This window comes from Mycolicibacterium diernhoferi, from assembly GCF_019456655.1.
Classification (GTDB): domain Bacteria; phylum Actinomycetota; class Actinomycetes; order Mycobacteriales; family Mycobacteriaceae; genus Mycobacterium; species Mycobacterium diernhoferi.
This window is the reverse complement of the sequence record NZ_CP080332.1, coordinates 5,028,676-5,042,818: the sequence shown is the minus strand read 5'-3', so window position 1 is coordinate 5,042,818 and position 14,143 is coordinate 5,028,676. Positions and strand designations below refer to the sequence as shown.

Sequence of the window (14,143 nt, the reverse complement as noted above, 5' to 3'; positions counted from 1 at the left end):
GCGAAAGTGGCGAAACTTACGCCGTCGTGGTCCAATCGATGGCATGGCCGGCGTTGGCGAGGTATTCGCCCTGATCAGGGAGCGTGGGGAGATCACCCGCGCAGAGATCGCGGCCCACACCGGACTGTCCCGCACCGCGGTCGGAGCGCGGCTGGCGGTGCTGCTGGACTCCGGGCTGGTCGTCGAATGTGAACCTGCGCCCTCGACCGGTGGCCGCCCGGCGACCCAGTTGAGCTTCAACGCGGACGCGGGAGTGGTGCTGTCGGCGGCGGTCGGGATCAGCCGCACCCGGCTCGCGGTGTGCAACCTGGCCGGCACCGTCCTGGCGCTGACCGACATCGACCAAGAAGTCGCGCTCGGCCCCGACGATCTGATGCCCGACGTGATCAAGGGTCTCGACGTGCTGCTGGAACAGTTCCCCGGTGTCACCGTCTACGGGGTGGGGCTGAGCCTGCCGGGCGCGGTGGATGCCGAGCGGGGGTGCAGCTGCGGTTCGGCGATCCTGCGGGGCTGGGACGGCGTGGACCTGCGGCCGTATTTCGGCGGGCTGCCGCGGGCGGGCACGACGGTGGTGCTGGGTAACGACGCCAACGCGATCGCCCTGGCCGAGCGCGGCGAGGCCGCCGATGTGCTGGTGCTCAAGGCCTCCAGTGGGCTGGGGGCCGGCATCGTCGCCGGTGGTGTGCTGCTGCACGGCGCCAATTCGGCCGCGGGCGAGTTCGGGCACAACAAGGTCCTTGCGGCACAAGGAGTCCCGTGCCGGTGTGGGGACACGGGCTGCCTGGAGGCCGTGGCCGGTGGCTGGGCCATCGTGCGAGCGCTGCAGCAGCAGGGGCGCTCCGTCCGGCATCTGCGCGACGTGGCCGAGCTGGCCCACGACGGTGATCCGGAGGCGCGCCGGATGGTGCGCGACAGCGGCCGCCATGTGGGGGAGGGCATCGCGCCGGCGGTGAACCTGCTCAACCCGGCGCTGATCGTGATCGCCGGTGACATGGCGGGCGTGCACGACATCTTCGTGGCCGGTCTGCGAGAGACGCTGTACGGCAACGCGACTGCGCAGGCCACCGGCGATCTCCGGGTGCGCCCGGCGACCCACGGCGACCGTTCGGCCACCGTCGGGACGGCGATGATGGTGCTGGATCAGGTACTCGGTCCGGCGGCCGTCGAGGCCCTGCTGACCTGACCGGTCAACCGAGTTCGGTCTGCTGGTAGAGCGCAAGTCGCCACTGGCCGTCGCGGCGGTGATAGACGCTCGACATCGTGCCGGTGAACGCGGGTTCGGGACCGTCCCGGTACCCGGTGCCGGTGTAGACCAGCACTGCGTTGTCGGCGTCGATCCGGATGCAGCGGACGTCACTGATCTGGTAGCTACGCCACGGCGGCGACTGGGACAGCGCATCCACCACGGTGTCGCGGTCCATGACCATGCCGTTGGCCAGCACCATCACCGCGTCTGCCAGCATGATGCGTCCGTAGAACTCTGAACCGGTGGAATCGCACAGCGAATCCCAGCCCGCCCGTTCCGCTTCCAGTAACTCCTCTTCCATGGGTACCGGGTACCCAGGTTGCGGGCTATCCGTTCGCTTTGGCGATGACGTTCTCGGCGAACCACTCCAGGTTGCGGATCTTGGCGTCCAGCGGCTCGGTGTCCTCACCCTTGATGTAGGGAATCCGGAAGCCGACGATGACGTCGGTGACGCCCTTGTCCTCCAGGCGCTTGATGCCGTCGAGGCTGAACCCGTCGATCGAGATGACGTGGATCTGGAACTCGTCGGCCTGCCCGATTCGCTCTTCCTCATCCCGGAACTTGGCCAACTTCGCCAGCAGCGGGTCGAGTTCGGCCGGGTCGCCACCGCCGTGCATCCAGCCGTCGTTGCGGGCGGCCCGGCGCAGCGCGGCGTCGGCGTGCCCGCCCACCAGGATCGGCACCGGCTTGGTCGGCGCGGGCGTCATCTTGGTGCTCGGGATGTCGTAGAACTCGCCGTGGTACTCGAAGTAGTCCCCGGAGGTCAGTCCGCGGATGACGTCGATGCACTCGTCCATCCGCTTGCCGCGGCGGGCGAACGGCACACCCATCACCTCGTAGTCCTCCGGCCACGGGCTGGTGCCGACGCCGAGACCCAGGCGGTTGTCGAACATGGCGGCCAGCGAGCCGGCCTGCTTGGCCACCAGCGCCGGCGGGCGGATCGGCAGCTTCAGCACGAAGATGTTGAAGTGCAGGCGGGTGGTGACCGCGGACAGTGCGCCGATCAGGGTGAACGACTCGATGAACGACTTACCGTCCAGGAACTCCCGGTTGCCGTCCTCGGTGTAGGGATACTTCGAATCGGACACCTCGGGGTAGGCGATACTGTCCGGGATCGTCATCGCGTGGTATCCGGCCTCGTCAGCGGCTTTCGCCAACGGGATGTAGTACTTCGGATCGGTCATGGCTTCCGCATAGGTGAACCGCATGGTCCAGATACTAGAACACGTTCTAGTTTCCCGATGTGGAACGGCGCGGCAGGATGGGCACTGTGCCCAGAGCGTGGCTGACCCGCAACGTCCGGCTGCTCTCGGCGGTGTCCTTCCTGCAGGACACCGCGAGCGAACTGCTCTACCCACTGCTGCCGATCTATCTGACCACCGTGCTGGGCGCGCCGCCGGCCGTCGTCGGGGCGATCGAAGGAGCCGCCGAGGGCGCGGCGTCGATGACCAAGCTGGCCTCCGGGCCACTGGGTGACCGGTTCGCCCGCCGTCCGCTCATCGCCACCGGTTACGGCATGGCCGCCCTCGGCAAGGTGATGGTCGCGGCGTTCGTGTCCTGGCACGGGGTACTGGCCGGCCGGGTGGTGGACCGGCTCGGCAAGGGGCTGCGCGGCGCACCGCGAGATGCGTTGCTGGTGGCCGGAATCGACGATGCCGCGCGCGGCCGGGTGTTCGGATTCCACCGCGCGATGGACACCGCCGGGGCCGTCGTCGGCCCGCTGATCGGGCTGGCCGGCTACGAACTGCTCGACCACCGGATCGGCCCGCTGCTGTGGATCGCGGCCGTGCCCGCCGCCCTCAGCGTGGCGTTGGTGTTCCTGGTGCGTGAACCCAGGCGGGTGCAGACGACAACCGGGACCCGCGAGCCCGTCTTCGCCCGGGTCAAGGATCTGCCGCGGCGGTACTGGCGCATCTGCGCCGCGCTGGTGGCCTTCGGTCTGATCAACTTTCCCGACGCACTGCTGCTGTTACGGCTCTCCGAGATCGGCTTCTCCGTCGTCGACGTCATCCTGGCCTACGTCGGCTACAACCTGGTCTATGCACTGGCCAGTTTTCCGGCCGGGCTGCTGGCCGACCGGATCGGCCGGATCCCGGTGTTCGGCATCGGGCTGGTCTTCTTCGCGATCGGCTACACCGGCCTGGGTCTGACCACGGATCGAGGCGCGGCGTGGCTGTTGATCGGCGTCTACGGACTGTTCACCGCCTGTACCGACGGGGTCGGCAAGGCCTGGATCTCCTCGCTGGTCGGGCCCGACCTGCAGGCCAGCGCCCAGGGTATCTACGGCGGCGCCAGTGGTTTCGCGATCCTGTTCGCCGGGGTCTGGGCCGGGCTGGCCTGGGGTTCCGACGGCACGCTGCCGCTGCTCGTCTCGGGAGTGGCGGGCGCCGGGTTCGCGGTCGCGATGCTGGTGGTGGGTTACCGGGCGAAGGGCGGGGTGCCGACGCCGGTGATCGAGTAACCACCCTGCTGGGTGCGCTCGGTGAAGCGGGCCATGGCCGTCTGCTTGTCGACGGTCACCGCCAGTGGGCTGCGCGCACCGTCCGGTAGCATGTCGAAAACCGTGCCCTGCCAATGGTATCGGCCGTCGATCGGATCCAGGTGCCCGGTGAGGCGGACCCGGGAGATCCGGCCGTCGACGGTCGCCGGGCCGTCGTAGATCTCCGGTTCGTCGTCGGCCTCCAGGCGGCCGGCCGGCGCGAGGGCGCCGGAGGGCAGGAACCCGCAGCGCCGCCACATCCGCCGGGCGATCGGGCCCATCAGGCCGACCTCTTCCAGGAAGGCGGCCAGCGGTGCGAATCCGGCGATCTGCACCTGCAGGCGGTGCGGGGAACGCCGCGCCATCCGGCGCGCCGCCCGGGGATCCAGCCCGACCCGGGCGTACTGCACCCCGTTGGTGAACAGGAACCGGAAGAACGGGCCGCCGAGGCCGTTCAGGTTGCCGACCCAGAATCGCTTGAACCGCGACATGGACGGGACACGCTTGCGCAGGCCGTCACGGGCGAACTGGATGTGCCGGGCCTCCTCGGTGACGTGGATCCGCATGAGCCGCTGCACCACCGGCTGCAGTTGCTCGTCGTCCATCATCTGCCGCTGCATGGCGTCGAAGATCTCCTCGCCGATCAGGGCGGCCACCCACAGCACCGAGCCGCGGAACGCGAACGGCAGGCTGTTGATGATGAGCCGCTGATAGAGCTTGGGGCGCACCGGATCCGCGCCGACCTTGGCGATGGCCTTGCCGAACATCACCATGTGCCGGGTCTCGTCGCCGAGTTCGGTGAGCTCGTAGTGGGTGGTGGCCGCGGTCGGGTCCTGATGCATCATCTTGCGCAGCAACGCCTGGTTGAGGATGTTCTCGAACCAGATGCCGGCCGACAGGGTGTTCACCAGTTCCTGGCGGGACAGCTCGATCTGCTCGGCCCGGCTCATCGACTCCCACAGCGGTGTGTCGTACAGCGACACCACCCGCGGTGGCAGAAAGAACTTGTCCGGGTCCAGCGGGGCGTCCCAGTCGATGTCGACGACGGGCGCGTAGGACCGGCGTACGGAACCCTTGAGGAGGCGTTCGGCGAACTCTGCGCGGGTGGTCTGGCCCCTTACCGAAGCTGTCATGAACGCACGCTACGTCCGATACCGGAGGTAGTCAATACCGACGGTACTGGGTAATTCTCCGCGGTATCGCACGGCTAGCCTTCGCGGATGCGCACAATTCACGTCATCGGTATCGGCGCGGGCGATCCGGACTATGTAACGGCGCAGGCCATCTCGGCGCTCAACGACACCCAGGTCTTCTTCGCCATGGACAAGGGCGACGCCAAGGGCGATCTGGTGGCGCTGCGCCGGCACATCTGTGAGCGCTTCATCGACCGGCCCGGTTACCGGTTCGTCGAACTGCCCGACCCCAAACGCGCCACCGACGTCCCCTACGAGCAGGCGGTCGCCGACTGGCACGCCGCCCGCGCCCGACTGTGGGCGCAGGCCATCGAGACCGAACTCGGCCCCGACGACGTCGGCGCCTTTCTGGCCTGGGGCGACCCGTCGCTGTACGACAGCACGCTGCGCATCCTGGACCGCGTCGCCGAACACGTGGACTTCGAGTTCGACGTCATCCCGGGCATCACCGCCATCCAGGCGCTCACCGCGCGGCACCGGATTCCGCTCAATGACATCGGTGAACCCGTGCTCATCACCACCGGTCGCCGGCTGCGCGAAGAGGGGCTGACCGGGGCGGCCGTGGTGATGCTCGACGGCGAATGCTCATTCCGCACCGCTGCGCCGGACACCCGCATCTGGTGGGGTGCCTACCTCGGCACGCCCGACGAGTTGCTGGCGCACGGCACGGTGGCCGAGGTGGGCGAGCAGGTCGCCGAAATGCGGGCCGCAGCAAGGGAACGGCACGGCTGGATCATGGACATCTACCTGCTGCGCACGGCAGACTGAGTCGATGAGCGCAGCTTGCGGAGCGAATGGACAGCCGACATGCGGTAGCCGAGCCTGCGAGGCAACCGCATGAGCGCAGCTTGCGGAGCGAATGGACAGCCGACATGCGGTAGCCGAGCCTGCGAGGCAACCGCATGAACTTTCTGCTGCGGGCCGCACTGACCGGAGTCGCGTTGTGGCTGGTGACGCTCCTCGTGCCCGGCATCAGCATCGTCGGAGGCGATACCACGCTGCACCGGGCGGGCATCATCTTCGTCGTCGCCGTGGTATTCGGGGTCGTCAACGCGGTGATCAAGCCGATTGTGCAACTCATTTCGATCCCGCTGTACATCCTGACGCTGGGATTGATCCACATCGTCATCAATGCGTGGATGCTGTGGATCACGTCCTGGATCACCGAGCACACCACGCACTGGGGTCTGCAGATCGACCACTTCTGGTGGACCGCCATCTGGGCGGCCATCGTGCTGTCCTTCGTCAGCTGGTTGCTGTCTCTGATCGCCGGTGATGCGAAAAAGGTTGTGCGGTAACGGGTCATCCCTGCTGCCAGCAGGCGGCCAGGGTGGCGAAGGCGCGCTGCTCGGTGGCAGCCACCGTGGGCCACAGCCGCTCGGCCTGCGCGCGCTGATTCGGTGAACCGCCGATCGCCGCCTGGTAGGCGTCCAGCATCGCCAGGGCATTCACCTGCAGATCCCGGCGGGCGGCCAGGGCCGGGGCGCTGGTGACCTCCTGTGCCCGCAGATGAGCCTCGGTGGCCTCGATCGCGTCGTCGGTCGCCGTGATGGTCGCCTCCAGGGACCGGGGATGTCGCCGGCGCAGGGCCAACCAGTACACCAGAAGCGCCACCGCGCAACCGATCAGCGTGTCCAGGCCGCGGGCCAGCAGGTACTGGCCCAGATCGGGCACCGGCCGCCCACCGGAGGCGATGGTGAGCGCCAGCGGGGTGATGAAGACGACCGCGACGGCGTAGTTGCGCACCACGAACATCTCGATGGTGAACTGCAGCAACGCGATCAGGGCGACCAGCCACCACCCCTGCGGCTGCCAGGACAGGATCGCCGCGGCCAGACCGAGGCCGATCAGCGTGCCGGCCAGCCGCTCTATGCCGCGCGCCACGGTGCGGGCCCAGTTCAGCCCCTGGTGCAGCATCAGCACCGCGGCGGCCATCGCCCAATACGTGTGATCGGACACCAGCAGCAGGGCCGCCAGCCCGGCCAGCGCCACCGCGATCCCGACGAGGCCGGCCAGCCGCCATGATTCCGAACCCGGAGTCAGCGCGCGGCGCAGGAGCGCGATGGTCCCGGGCCGGCCCAGCGGCAACCGGACATCGCGCGCGGGCTCGGTCACGTCGGTGAGATCCGGGCCGTCCGTCGAGGCATCCACCGCGTGCACGGCCGCGGCGAAGGCCCGGTGCAGGCGCAGGTTCTCCATCCGCAGCCGGGCCACCGCACCGTCCGGGCGCACCTGCGCCGGCTGGAAGACGACCAGCGTGGTCCAGGCCTGGTGCAGGGCCCGCGCCGCCTGATGCCGGTCGGCGCAGGTGCGGGTCTGCAGGTAGCGGTCCACCGCGGCGCGCGCCGCCTGCACCGCCATGTGCTCCGGCCGGCGCAGCCCCCACAGCGCGCCGACCAGGTGTACCAGCCAGGAGAACGCGCCACCGGCGAGCACCAGCGCTCCGATGTGCCACGGGGACAGATGCGCACTCGCCGTCGCGGTGCCGGCGGCGCACCCCAGCACGAACATGTACGCGCCGGGCGGCCCGACGGTGAGCGCGTGGCACACCAGCGCGGCCAGCATGGCGATCACCGTGATGGTCACCAGTCCCAGCCAAGGGATCGCCGCGGCCCAATCTCCCAGGGCCACCCCGGCGGCCAGGAACACCGCGACACCGGCGAGGTACCCGGCCCGGTTGCGGTAGGGGCGGCCGCTGCCGTACAGCGAGGTGAACCCGCCGATGACCGCGATCAGGCCGGCGCCGGTGTCGCCGCACAACCAGCCCACCAGAACCGGCACCGACATGCAGATTCCGGCCCGCAGCGCGAACTTCCACCGGCCCGGCGCGGGGTTGAACACCAGGAAGCGCCGAATGACGGAGGGCACACAGCTGACGATATCGGTGCCCGGGCGGGCGATGGGTGAGTCACACTGGGGTATGCCAGAACTGCCCGAGGTCGAGGCGCTCGCCGACCACCTGCGCCGGCATGCCGTCGGCCGCAGCGTCGTACGGGTCGACATCGCCGCGCTGTCCGTCCTGAAAACCTTCGACCCGCCCGTCACCGCCCTGCACGGACGGCAGGTCACCGGCGCCGCGCGGTGGGGCAAGTATCTGGGCCTGCAGGTCGAGGACAACGTCCTGATCACGCACCTGTCCCGAGCGGGCTGGCTGCGCTGGTCGGACAAGCTGGCCCCGGACCCGCTCAAACCGGGCAAGGGGCCCATCGCGCTGCGGGTCCACCTGTCCGGCGAGGAGCCAGGTCAGACGGTGGGTTTCGACCTGACCGAGGCCGGTACCCAGAAACGGCTGGCGGTCTGGGTGGCCGGCGATCCGCTGGACGTGCCGCAGATCGCCGGGCTCGGCCCCGACGCGTTGGCGTTGGATCCGGAGGCGTTGGCGAGCGCGCTCAAGGGCCACAGCGGACGGATCAAGACGGTGCTCACCGACCAGAAGGTGATCGCCGGGATCGGCAACGCCTACAGCGACGAGATCCTGCACGTGGCCAAGCTGTCGCCGTTCGCGACCGCCGACAAACTCTCCGACGCCCAGCTCGCCGACCTGCACGACGCGATGTCCTCGGTGCTGACCGATGCGGTGTCCCGATCGGTGGGGCAGCAGGCCGCGACGCTCAAGGGCGAGAAACGATCCGGGCTGCGGGTGCACGCCCGCACCGGCCTGCCCTGCCCGGTCTGCGGGGACACCGTGGCCGAGGTCTCGTTCGCGGACAAGTCCTTCCAGTACTGCCCGACCTGTCAGACCGGCGGCAAAGTGCTCGCCGACCGCAGGATGTCGCGGCTGCTCAAATAGCTGCCGGCCAGGGCCGCCGACCCCGCGGGCCGGCCGGACTTCGTCGACTGCGGCGTCGGTGTTTCTTGCCAGCTGTTTAACTCGGTTATTCTTCTGCGCATGACCCGCCAGAAGATCCTCATCACCGGTGCGAGCTCGGGACTGGGTGCCGGCATGGCCCGCGCCTTCGCAGCTCAGGGCCGGGACCTGGCACTGTGTGCCCGCCGTGTGGAGCGTCTCGAAGAGCTCAAGGCCGAAATCCTGGACAAGCACCCGTACGCCAAGGTAGCCATCGCCGCGCTCGACGTCGACGACCACGAGGCCATCCCGCGGGTGTTCAACGAACTGTCCGAGGAACTGGGCGGCATCGATCGGGTGATCGTGAACGCCGGCATCGGTAAGGGCTGGCCGCTGGGGCAGGGCAAGCCGTGGGCCAACAAGGCCACTATCAACACCAACCTGATCTCCGGCATGGTGCAGATCGAGACCGCGCTGGAGATGTTCCACAAGGCCGGCGGCGGGCACCTGGTGCTGATCTCGTCGGTGCTGGGCAACACCGGGGTTCCCGGCGGCAAGGCCGCCTACTGCGCGAGCAAGGCCGGCATGACCTCGCTGGGCGAATCGCTGCGCGCCGAGTACGACAAGGGCCCCATCCGGATCACCGTCATCGAGCCCGGCTACATCGAGTCCGAGATGACCGCGAAGTCGGCGACCACACTGCTGATGGTCGACAACGAGACCGGCGTGCGCGCCATGGTGGCGGCCATCGAGAAGGAAAAAGGCCGGGCCGTGGTGCCGAGCTGGCCGTGGGCGCCGCTGACGCAGATCATGCGTCTGCTACCGCCCAAGTACACCAAGAGATTTGCCTGATTTTTCGGTCCGGTCATGTTTAGGCCCCCCGGGCCGGTGGAACCCTCACCGCATGATGGTGAAACTGACGAAGATGATGCCCGCACTGTTCGCCGGTGCCGCGGGAGCTGCGATCGCGTTCTCTCCCGTCGCCGGTGCGATCCCCGAGCCGCCGCCGCCGCCGGCCTGCGTGAACCCGGACGGCACCCCGTGCGTGCTGCCCGGCTCCGCAGGCCCAGGCGGCGCCACCGGCCAGATTCCCGGTGGTCCCGGCGGCACAGCCGGACCCGGTGGTGCCCAGGGAGCTATCCCTGGCGGCCCGGCCGGTGAAGCCGGTCCCGGTGGCGCCAGCGGCGTGATACCGGGCGGACCGGCCGGCACGGCTGGACCAGGTGGCGCCAGTGGCGTGATCCCCGGTGGCCCGGTCGGTAGTGCCGGTCCCGGTGGCGCCAGTGGTTGCATCCCGGGTGTCGGGTGCGCCACCATCCCGGCTCCGTAACCGATAACCCCCGCGAAACACGCGTACCCGCGCGCAATTGCCCACTTGGCTTCAAGGGGTGGATGCAACAGCACTACTTGAGGAGTGCTGTTGTCTCGGAGATCGCTCAGGTCTGTTCGTGAAGCGTTTTGGGGTCATATCGGTGCCGGCCTGACCGAACGTCAGGCCGCTGTGGCTGCCGGCGTGTCGGTAACGACTGGGGTCACGTGGTTCGCTGACGCTGGCGGGGTGAAACCCCAGTTCACTGCCCCTAGGAAGAACGGTCGGCGACGGCGCCTGGATCTGGCTGATCGGATCCGGATCCAGATCGGCGTGCACAACTATGAATCGCTGAACTCGATAGGGCGCAGCTTGGGCCGGCCGGCCTCGACGATCAAATACGAACTCGACGTCAATGGTGCCATCGCCGCCCACAATGGCGGCAAGTCCGGCTACCGGCGCAAGGAACGCTTCGGGGCCCGCCAGAGCGGTCGCACCACGAGGTTGAAGTACGACGCGTTGCTGGCCCAGGTCCGCTCCGAGCACCGGGCTCGACGCCCCAAGGCGGGCAAGCTGGCCACCAATGCGCGGCTGCGCGATGCCGTGCAGTACCGGTTGGGCCACGAACAGCACAGCCCAGCCCAGATCGCCCACCGGTTACGGTGGGAGTTCCCCGACGATCCGGAGATGTGGGTGTCGCACGAGACGATCTACCAGGCAATCTACGTGCAGGGCAAGGGGAATCTGCGCCGCGACTTGCACACGTGTTTGCGCACGGGTCGAGCACTGCGCAAACCGCAGCACCGCCCCGACCAGCGACGCCCGCGTATCCGGGACATGGTCAGCATCAGTGACCGGCCTGCCGAGGTCGAGGATCGTGCCATCCCCGGCCATTGGGAAGGCGACCTGATCACTGGAACGGAAAACAAGTCCGCGATCGGCACCCTGGTCGAACGCAGCACCCGGTTCGTGATCCTGCTGCACCTACCCGATAACCACGGCGCCCTGGCAGTCCAAGAGGCCATCGTGGCCAAAATCGCCCAGCTGCCCGCGATCATGGCCCGCACGCTGACCTGGGACCAGGGCATCGAAATGGCCAACCACGCCAAGATCGCTGCAGCCACCGATCTCGACATCTACTTCTGCGATCCGCACTCACCCTGGCAACGAGGCACCAACGAGAACACCAACGGCCTCCTGCGCCAATACTTCCCCAAAGGCACTGACCTATCGGTCTTTCCCGCCGACTACCTCGACTACGTCGCCGCCAAACTCAACAACCGACCCCGCCAGACCCTGGGCTGGAGAACACCCGCCGAAGCCCTCGACGCATTACTGTCAGACCCGCCTAAACCACCCGCTGTTGCAACCACGACTTGAAACCGCCCCATCCGGCACAGCGGGTACGCGTGTTTCGGCGCGTCAGGCGGCTTTCAAAGTGACCGGCAGGGCATGCAGACCCCGCATCAAGGTGGTGGCCCGGTAGGCCGGCGGCTCGGCCGTGTCCAGACGGATGTCGGCGAACCGGGACAGCAGCTTGCCGAACGCGATCTCGGCCTCCATCCGGGCCAGCGGGGCACCCAAGCAGTGGTGGATTCCGTGGCCGAAGGCCATGTGCCGCTGGCCGTCGCGGGTGATGTCGAAACGGTCGGCGTCCGGGAAGTAACGCTCGTCCCGGTTCGCCGACAGCAGCGCGATCAACACCAACTCGCCGGCCGGTATCTCGGCCTGCCCGACGGTGACGGGTTCTGCGGTGAACCGGATCGTCGCGGTGTTGAGCGGGCTCTCGAACCGCAGCATCTCCTCGATGGCGCCCGGCAGCAGGGCGCGGTCCGCGCGCAGCGCGGCGAGCTGATCCGGGTGGCGCGCCAATTCGAGGATCCCGTTGCCGATGAGGTTCACCGTGGTGTCGTATCCCGCGATGATGAGCAGGAAAGCGGTGCCGAGCAATTCCTCCTCGGACAGTTGATCCCCGTCATCGCGACGACCGATCAGGCCGCTGAGCAGATCCTCGCCGGGCTGTGACCGTTTGATCGACATGACATCGCGCAGCAGTTCGGTCAGTTCGCGCTGTGCCGGTCCCACCACCTCGGCATCGGTACTGGTGAATATCGGCAGGACCAGAGACTTGAACCGGTCCCGCTCCGCGGTCGGCACCCCGAGCAACTCGCCGATCACCCGGATCGGCAGCGGCTGGGCCAGCGCCGTCATCAGATCGACCGGAGTGCCCGGATCGATCGCGTCGAGCAACTCCTCGGCGATCTCCTCGACGCCCGGACGCAGCCGCTGTACCGCATGAGCGGTGAAGGTCGCGGTGACGAAGCGGCGCAGCCGGGTGTGGTCCGGTGGATCCTTGAACAGCATGTTGTTGCCGAGCACCGAACCGACCGTGGTGGCCGTGCCGGTGGGGTACAGGCCGGCCGCCCTCACCCCGTCCTTCTTGATCCGGGGGTCGGTCATCAGGGCTCGGGCCTCGTCGTAGCCGGTGATCAGCCACGCCCGCAGGCCATTCCACATGGTCACCTGATGGGCCGGGCCGTCGTGGCGCAGCTGCCGATAGACGGTGTGTGGATCGTCGACGAACGATTTGGACAGGAACAGCATGGTTTCGGACCTACTTCGAGTCAGACCTGTTCGGGTGGGGCAATGCCCAACCCAGGCTGATGTACCGCCGGACCGGCATCCAGGTCGAGATCTGACTAGGACCGTCCCGGCCCCCTTACGCCGTGCTCGGTCAGCCTGCGCAGCGCCTGCTCGGGCGGCGACCCGGGATCGGCCCAGTAGACCACCATGATGTTCGCGCTGCCCCGCAGCATCAGATGCTGGAAACGCAGATCGAGGTCCCGGCCACCGGGTGGTTGACATCGGCCACCCGTCGAGGAGTACCGACATCGGCGGGCTGGATCTTGCTGCGGCGGCTGCGAACTCGCTCAGGGGATCGGCTTTCCGCGCCACGGCTCACAGTGCATTCACAGGTCGGGTGTGCTCAGGCCGATAAAGGTGGCACTCGCTCACCTAGGAGGATCGTTGCCTTCCCCGGGCGCCGGGCGCTGCGTTGACTGGCCGACGACCGATGGTGAACCCGACCGCTGGAGAGAGTTGATGACGAGTTCTGTGCCGACCGAGACCGCCGACTACCACCTGATGTCCACGATGTATTCCGGATACTGGGTCAGTCAGATCGTGCGGGCCGCCGCACTGTTCAATCTTGCCGACCATCTCGGCGCCGGAGTGGACACCGCCGAGGGGGTCGCCGACGCCGAATCCCTCGACCAGGACGCCACCCGCCGGCTCATGCGGACCTGCTGCTCGCTCGGCCTGCTGACCTCCACCGACGGTGTCCGCTTCGCGGCCACCTCGCTGCTGGGCACCCTGCGCCGCGACGATCCGAACTCGTTGCGGGGCATGGTCCTTGCCATGTGCGCACCCGGTCATTGGCAGACCTGGGGCCGGTTCCCGGACGCCGTGCGCACCGGCGACCGGCAGGTCAAGGCCGCCCTCGGCGAGTTCGACACGATCTTCGACTACCTCGCCACCCAGTTCGACGAGGCGAGCGCGTTCACCGAGGCCATGTCGAACCTCAGCGCGGCCGCTGCGCTGGAGATCGCGCAGGTGATCGACACCACAGGTGTCGACCGCGCGCTGGACATCGGCGGCGCGAACGGCGAGGTGATCCGGGCCATGATGCGGGTCAACCCGCGGCTGCGGGGCGGGGTCTACGACCTGCCGCACGTGGTGGGCGAGGCGCTGGCCGCCGCGCACCGGGACGGACTGCTGCCGCGCTTCACCGCCCTCGCCGGCGACTTCTTCGACTCGGTGCCGCCGGCGGACCTGTACCTGCTCAAATACGTGCTGCACGACTGGGACGACGCGAGCTGTATCCAGATCCTGAAGAATTGCCGGGCCGCGCTGCGCAACGGCGGCCGCATCTACGTCATCGACCACCTCGTCGGCGCCCCCGGTGATCCGGGCACGGCTCCGATCATGGACATGAACATGCTCGTCATGACCGGTGGCCGGGAGCGCGACGCAGGCGAATTCGACGCCCTGTTCGCCTCGGCGGGCCTGCGCTGCACCGACATCCAGACCGCCGGGGAGTTCGCCGTCATCGAGACGCGGGCGATCTGAC

General features: G+C 68.3%; 14 protein-coding genes. 9 read left to right on the top strand and 5 right to left on the bottom strand.

The window, feature by feature from the left end; genetic code table 11:
- The first annotated feature begins 43 nt into the window (after window positions 1–43).
- On the top strand, window positions 44–1,183 hold the full coding sequence (locus K0O62_RS23785; protein WP_073859490.1) for an ROK family transcriptional regulator: 1,140 nt from the start codon (window positions 44–46) through the stop codon (window positions 1,181–1,183).
- A 4-nt stretch (window positions 1,184–1,187) separates the two neighbouring features.
- Here K0O62_RS23785 and K0O62_RS23780 read toward each other — a convergent pair whose 3' ends face one another.
- Window positions 1,188–1,547, bottom strand: coding sequence for a nuclear transport factor 2 family protein (locus K0O62_RS23780; RefSeq protein ID WP_073859491.1), 360 nt, complete (start codon window positions 1,545–1,547; stop codon window positions 1,188–1,190).
- A gap of 25 nt (window positions 1,548–1,572) precedes the next feature.
- A complete protein-coding gene (locus K0O62_RS23775; RefSeq protein ID WP_073859492.1) occupies window positions 1,573–2,454 on the bottom strand; it encodes an LLM class flavin-dependent oxidoreductase in 882 nt (293 codons plus the stop codon).
- A 53-nt stretch (window positions 2,455–2,507) separates the two neighbouring features.
- Between K0O62_RS23775 and K0O62_RS23770 the strand changes: the two genes are divergently transcribed.
- A complete protein-coding gene (locus tag K0O62_RS23770) occupies window positions 2,508–3,707 on the top strand; it encodes an MFS transporter (RefSeq protein WP_073859493.1) in 1,200 nt (399 codons plus the stop codon).
- Here K0O62_RS23770 and K0O62_RS23765 read toward each other — a convergent pair.
- The gene (locus K0O62_RS23765; protein WP_073859494.1) at window positions 3,665–4,858 is read right to left on the bottom strand and encodes a diiron oxygenase; all 1,194 of its coding nucleotides are present in this window, start codon (window positions 4,856–4,858) and stop codon (window positions 3,665–3,667) included. The genes K0O62_RS23770 and K0O62_RS23765 overlap by 43 nt on opposite strands.
- An 87-nt stretch (window positions 4,859–4,945) precedes the next feature.
- Here K0O62_RS23765 and cobF point away from each other — a divergent pair, with 87 nt between their 5' ends.
- The gene (cobF, locus tag K0O62_RS23760) at window positions 4,946–5,686 is read left to right on the top strand and encodes a precorrin-6A synthase (deacetylating) (protein ID WP_073859495.1); all 741 of its coding nucleotides are present in this window, start codon (window positions 4,946–4,948) and stop codon (window positions 5,684–5,686) included.
- Window positions 5,687–5,820: 134 nt separating this feature from the next.
- Window positions 5,821–6,216 carry a phage holin family protein gene (locus tag K0O62_RS23755; RefSeq protein ID WP_073859496.1) on the top strand — a complete coding sequence of 132 codons (396 nt, stop codon included), beginning with the start codon at window positions 5,821–5,823 and terminating at the stop codon, window positions 6,214–6,216.
- Between the two features lie 4 nt (window positions 6,217–6,220).
- Here K0O62_RS23755 and K0O62_RS23750 read toward each other — a convergent pair whose 3' ends face one another.
- The gene (locus K0O62_RS23750) at window positions 6,221–7,786 is read right to left on the bottom strand and encodes an FUSC family protein (RefSeq protein WP_073859497.1); all 1,566 of its coding nucleotides are present in this window, start codon (window positions 7,784–7,786) and stop codon (window positions 6,221–6,223) included.
- A 52-nt stretch (window positions 7,787–7,838) separates the two neighbouring features.
- On the opposite strand from K0O62_RS23750, the gene K0O62_RS28925 reads away from it, so the two are divergent.
- The 4 genes from K0O62_RS28925 to K0O62_RS23730 all read left to right on the top strand — a co-directional run bounded on the left by K0O62_RS28925 (window position 7,839) and on the right by K0O62_RS23730 (window position 11,394).
- Window positions 7,839–8,708: an Fpg/Nei family DNA glycosylase gene (locus K0O62_RS28925; protein ID WP_073859498.1), complete on the top strand. Its 870-nt coding sequence runs from the start codon at window positions 7,839–7,841 to the stop codon at window positions 8,706–8,708.
- Window positions 8,709–8,807: 99 nt separating this feature from the next.
- Complete coding sequence (locus K0O62_RS23740; RefSeq protein WP_073859499.1) at window positions 8,808–9,557, top strand: SDR family oxidoreductase; 750 nt, start codon at window positions 8,808–8,810, stop codon at window positions 9,555–9,557.
- Between the two features lie 52 nt (window positions 9,558–9,609).
- Window positions 9,610–10,035, top strand: coding sequence for a hypothetical protein (locus K0O62_RS23735; RefSeq protein WP_207551012.1), 426 nt, complete (start codon window positions 9,610–9,612; stop codon window positions 10,033–10,035).
- 90 nt (window positions 10,036–10,125) lie between these two features.
- Window positions 10,126–11,394 carry an IS30 family transposase gene (locus K0O62_RS23730; RefSeq protein ID WP_207551014.1) on the top strand — a complete coding sequence of 423 codons (1,269 nt, stop codon included), beginning with the start codon at window positions 10,126–10,128 and terminating at the stop codon, window positions 11,392–11,394.
- A 42-nt stretch (window positions 11,395–11,436) separates the two neighbouring features.
- On the opposite strand, the gene K0O62_RS23725 is transcribed toward K0O62_RS23730, so the two are convergent.
- Window positions 11,437–12,618, bottom strand: a complete 1,182-nt coding sequence (locus K0O62_RS23725; RefSeq protein ID WP_073859792.1) for a cytochrome P450 family protein — start codon at window positions 12,616–12,618, stop codon at window positions 11,437–11,439.
- A 498-nt stretch (window positions 12,619–13,116) separates the two neighbouring features.
- Between K0O62_RS23725 and K0O62_RS23720 the strand changes: the two genes are divergently transcribed.
- Window positions 13,117–14,142: a methyltransferase gene (locus tag K0O62_RS23720; protein WP_234800315.1), complete on the top strand. Its 1,026-nt coding sequence runs from the start codon at window positions 13,117–13,119 to the stop codon at window positions 14,140–14,142.
- Window position 14,143: the final 1 nt, after the last annotated feature.

Coding starts and splice junctions, on each gene's coding strand:
- cobF (WP_073859495.1), top strand. CDS start 4,946: ATGCGCACAATTCACGTCATCGGTATCGGCGCGGGCGATCCGGACTAT.
- K0O62_RS23780 (WP_073859491.1), bottom strand. CDS start 1,547: ATGGAAGAGGAGTTACTGGAAGCGGAACGGGCGGGCTGGGATTCGCTG.
- K0O62_RS23720 (WP_234800315.1), top strand. CDS start 13,117: ATGACGAGTTCTGTGCCGACCGAGACCGCCGACTACCACCTGATGTCC.
- K0O62_RS28925 (WP_073859498.1), top strand. CDS start 7,839: ATGCCAGAACTGCCCGAGGTCGAGGCGCTCGCCGACCACCTGCGCCGG.
- K0O62_RS23770 (WP_073859493.1), top strand. CDS start 2,508: ATGGGCACTGTGCCCAGAGCGTGGCTGACCCGCAACGTCCGGCTGCTC.
- K0O62_RS23725 (WP_073859792.1), bottom strand. CDS start 12,618: ATGCTGTTCCTGTCCAAATCGTTCGTCGACGATCCACACACCGTCTAT.
- K0O62_RS23785 (WP_073859490.1), top strand. CDS start 44: ATGGCCGGCGTTGGCGAGGTATTCGCCCTGATCAGGGAGCGTGGGGAG.
- K0O62_RS23740 (WP_073859499.1), top strand. CDS start 8,808: ATGACCCGCCAGAAGATCCTCATCACCGGTGCGAGCTCGGGACTGGGT.
- K0O62_RS23775 (WP_073859492.1), bottom strand. CDS start 2,454: ATGCGGTTCACCTATGCGGAAGCCATGACCGATCCGAAGTACTACATC.
- K0O62_RS23765 (WP_073859494.1), bottom strand. CDS start 4,858: ATGACAGCTTCGGTAAGGGGCCAGACCACCCGCGCAGAGTTCGCCGAA.
- K0O62_RS23755 (WP_073859496.1), top strand. CDS start 5,821: ATGAACTTTCTGCTGCGGGCCGCACTGACCGGAGTCGCGTTGTGGCTG.
- K0O62_RS23735 (WP_207551012.1), top strand. CDS start 9,610: ATGATGGTGAAACTGACGAAGATGATGCCCGCACTGTTCGCCGGTGCC.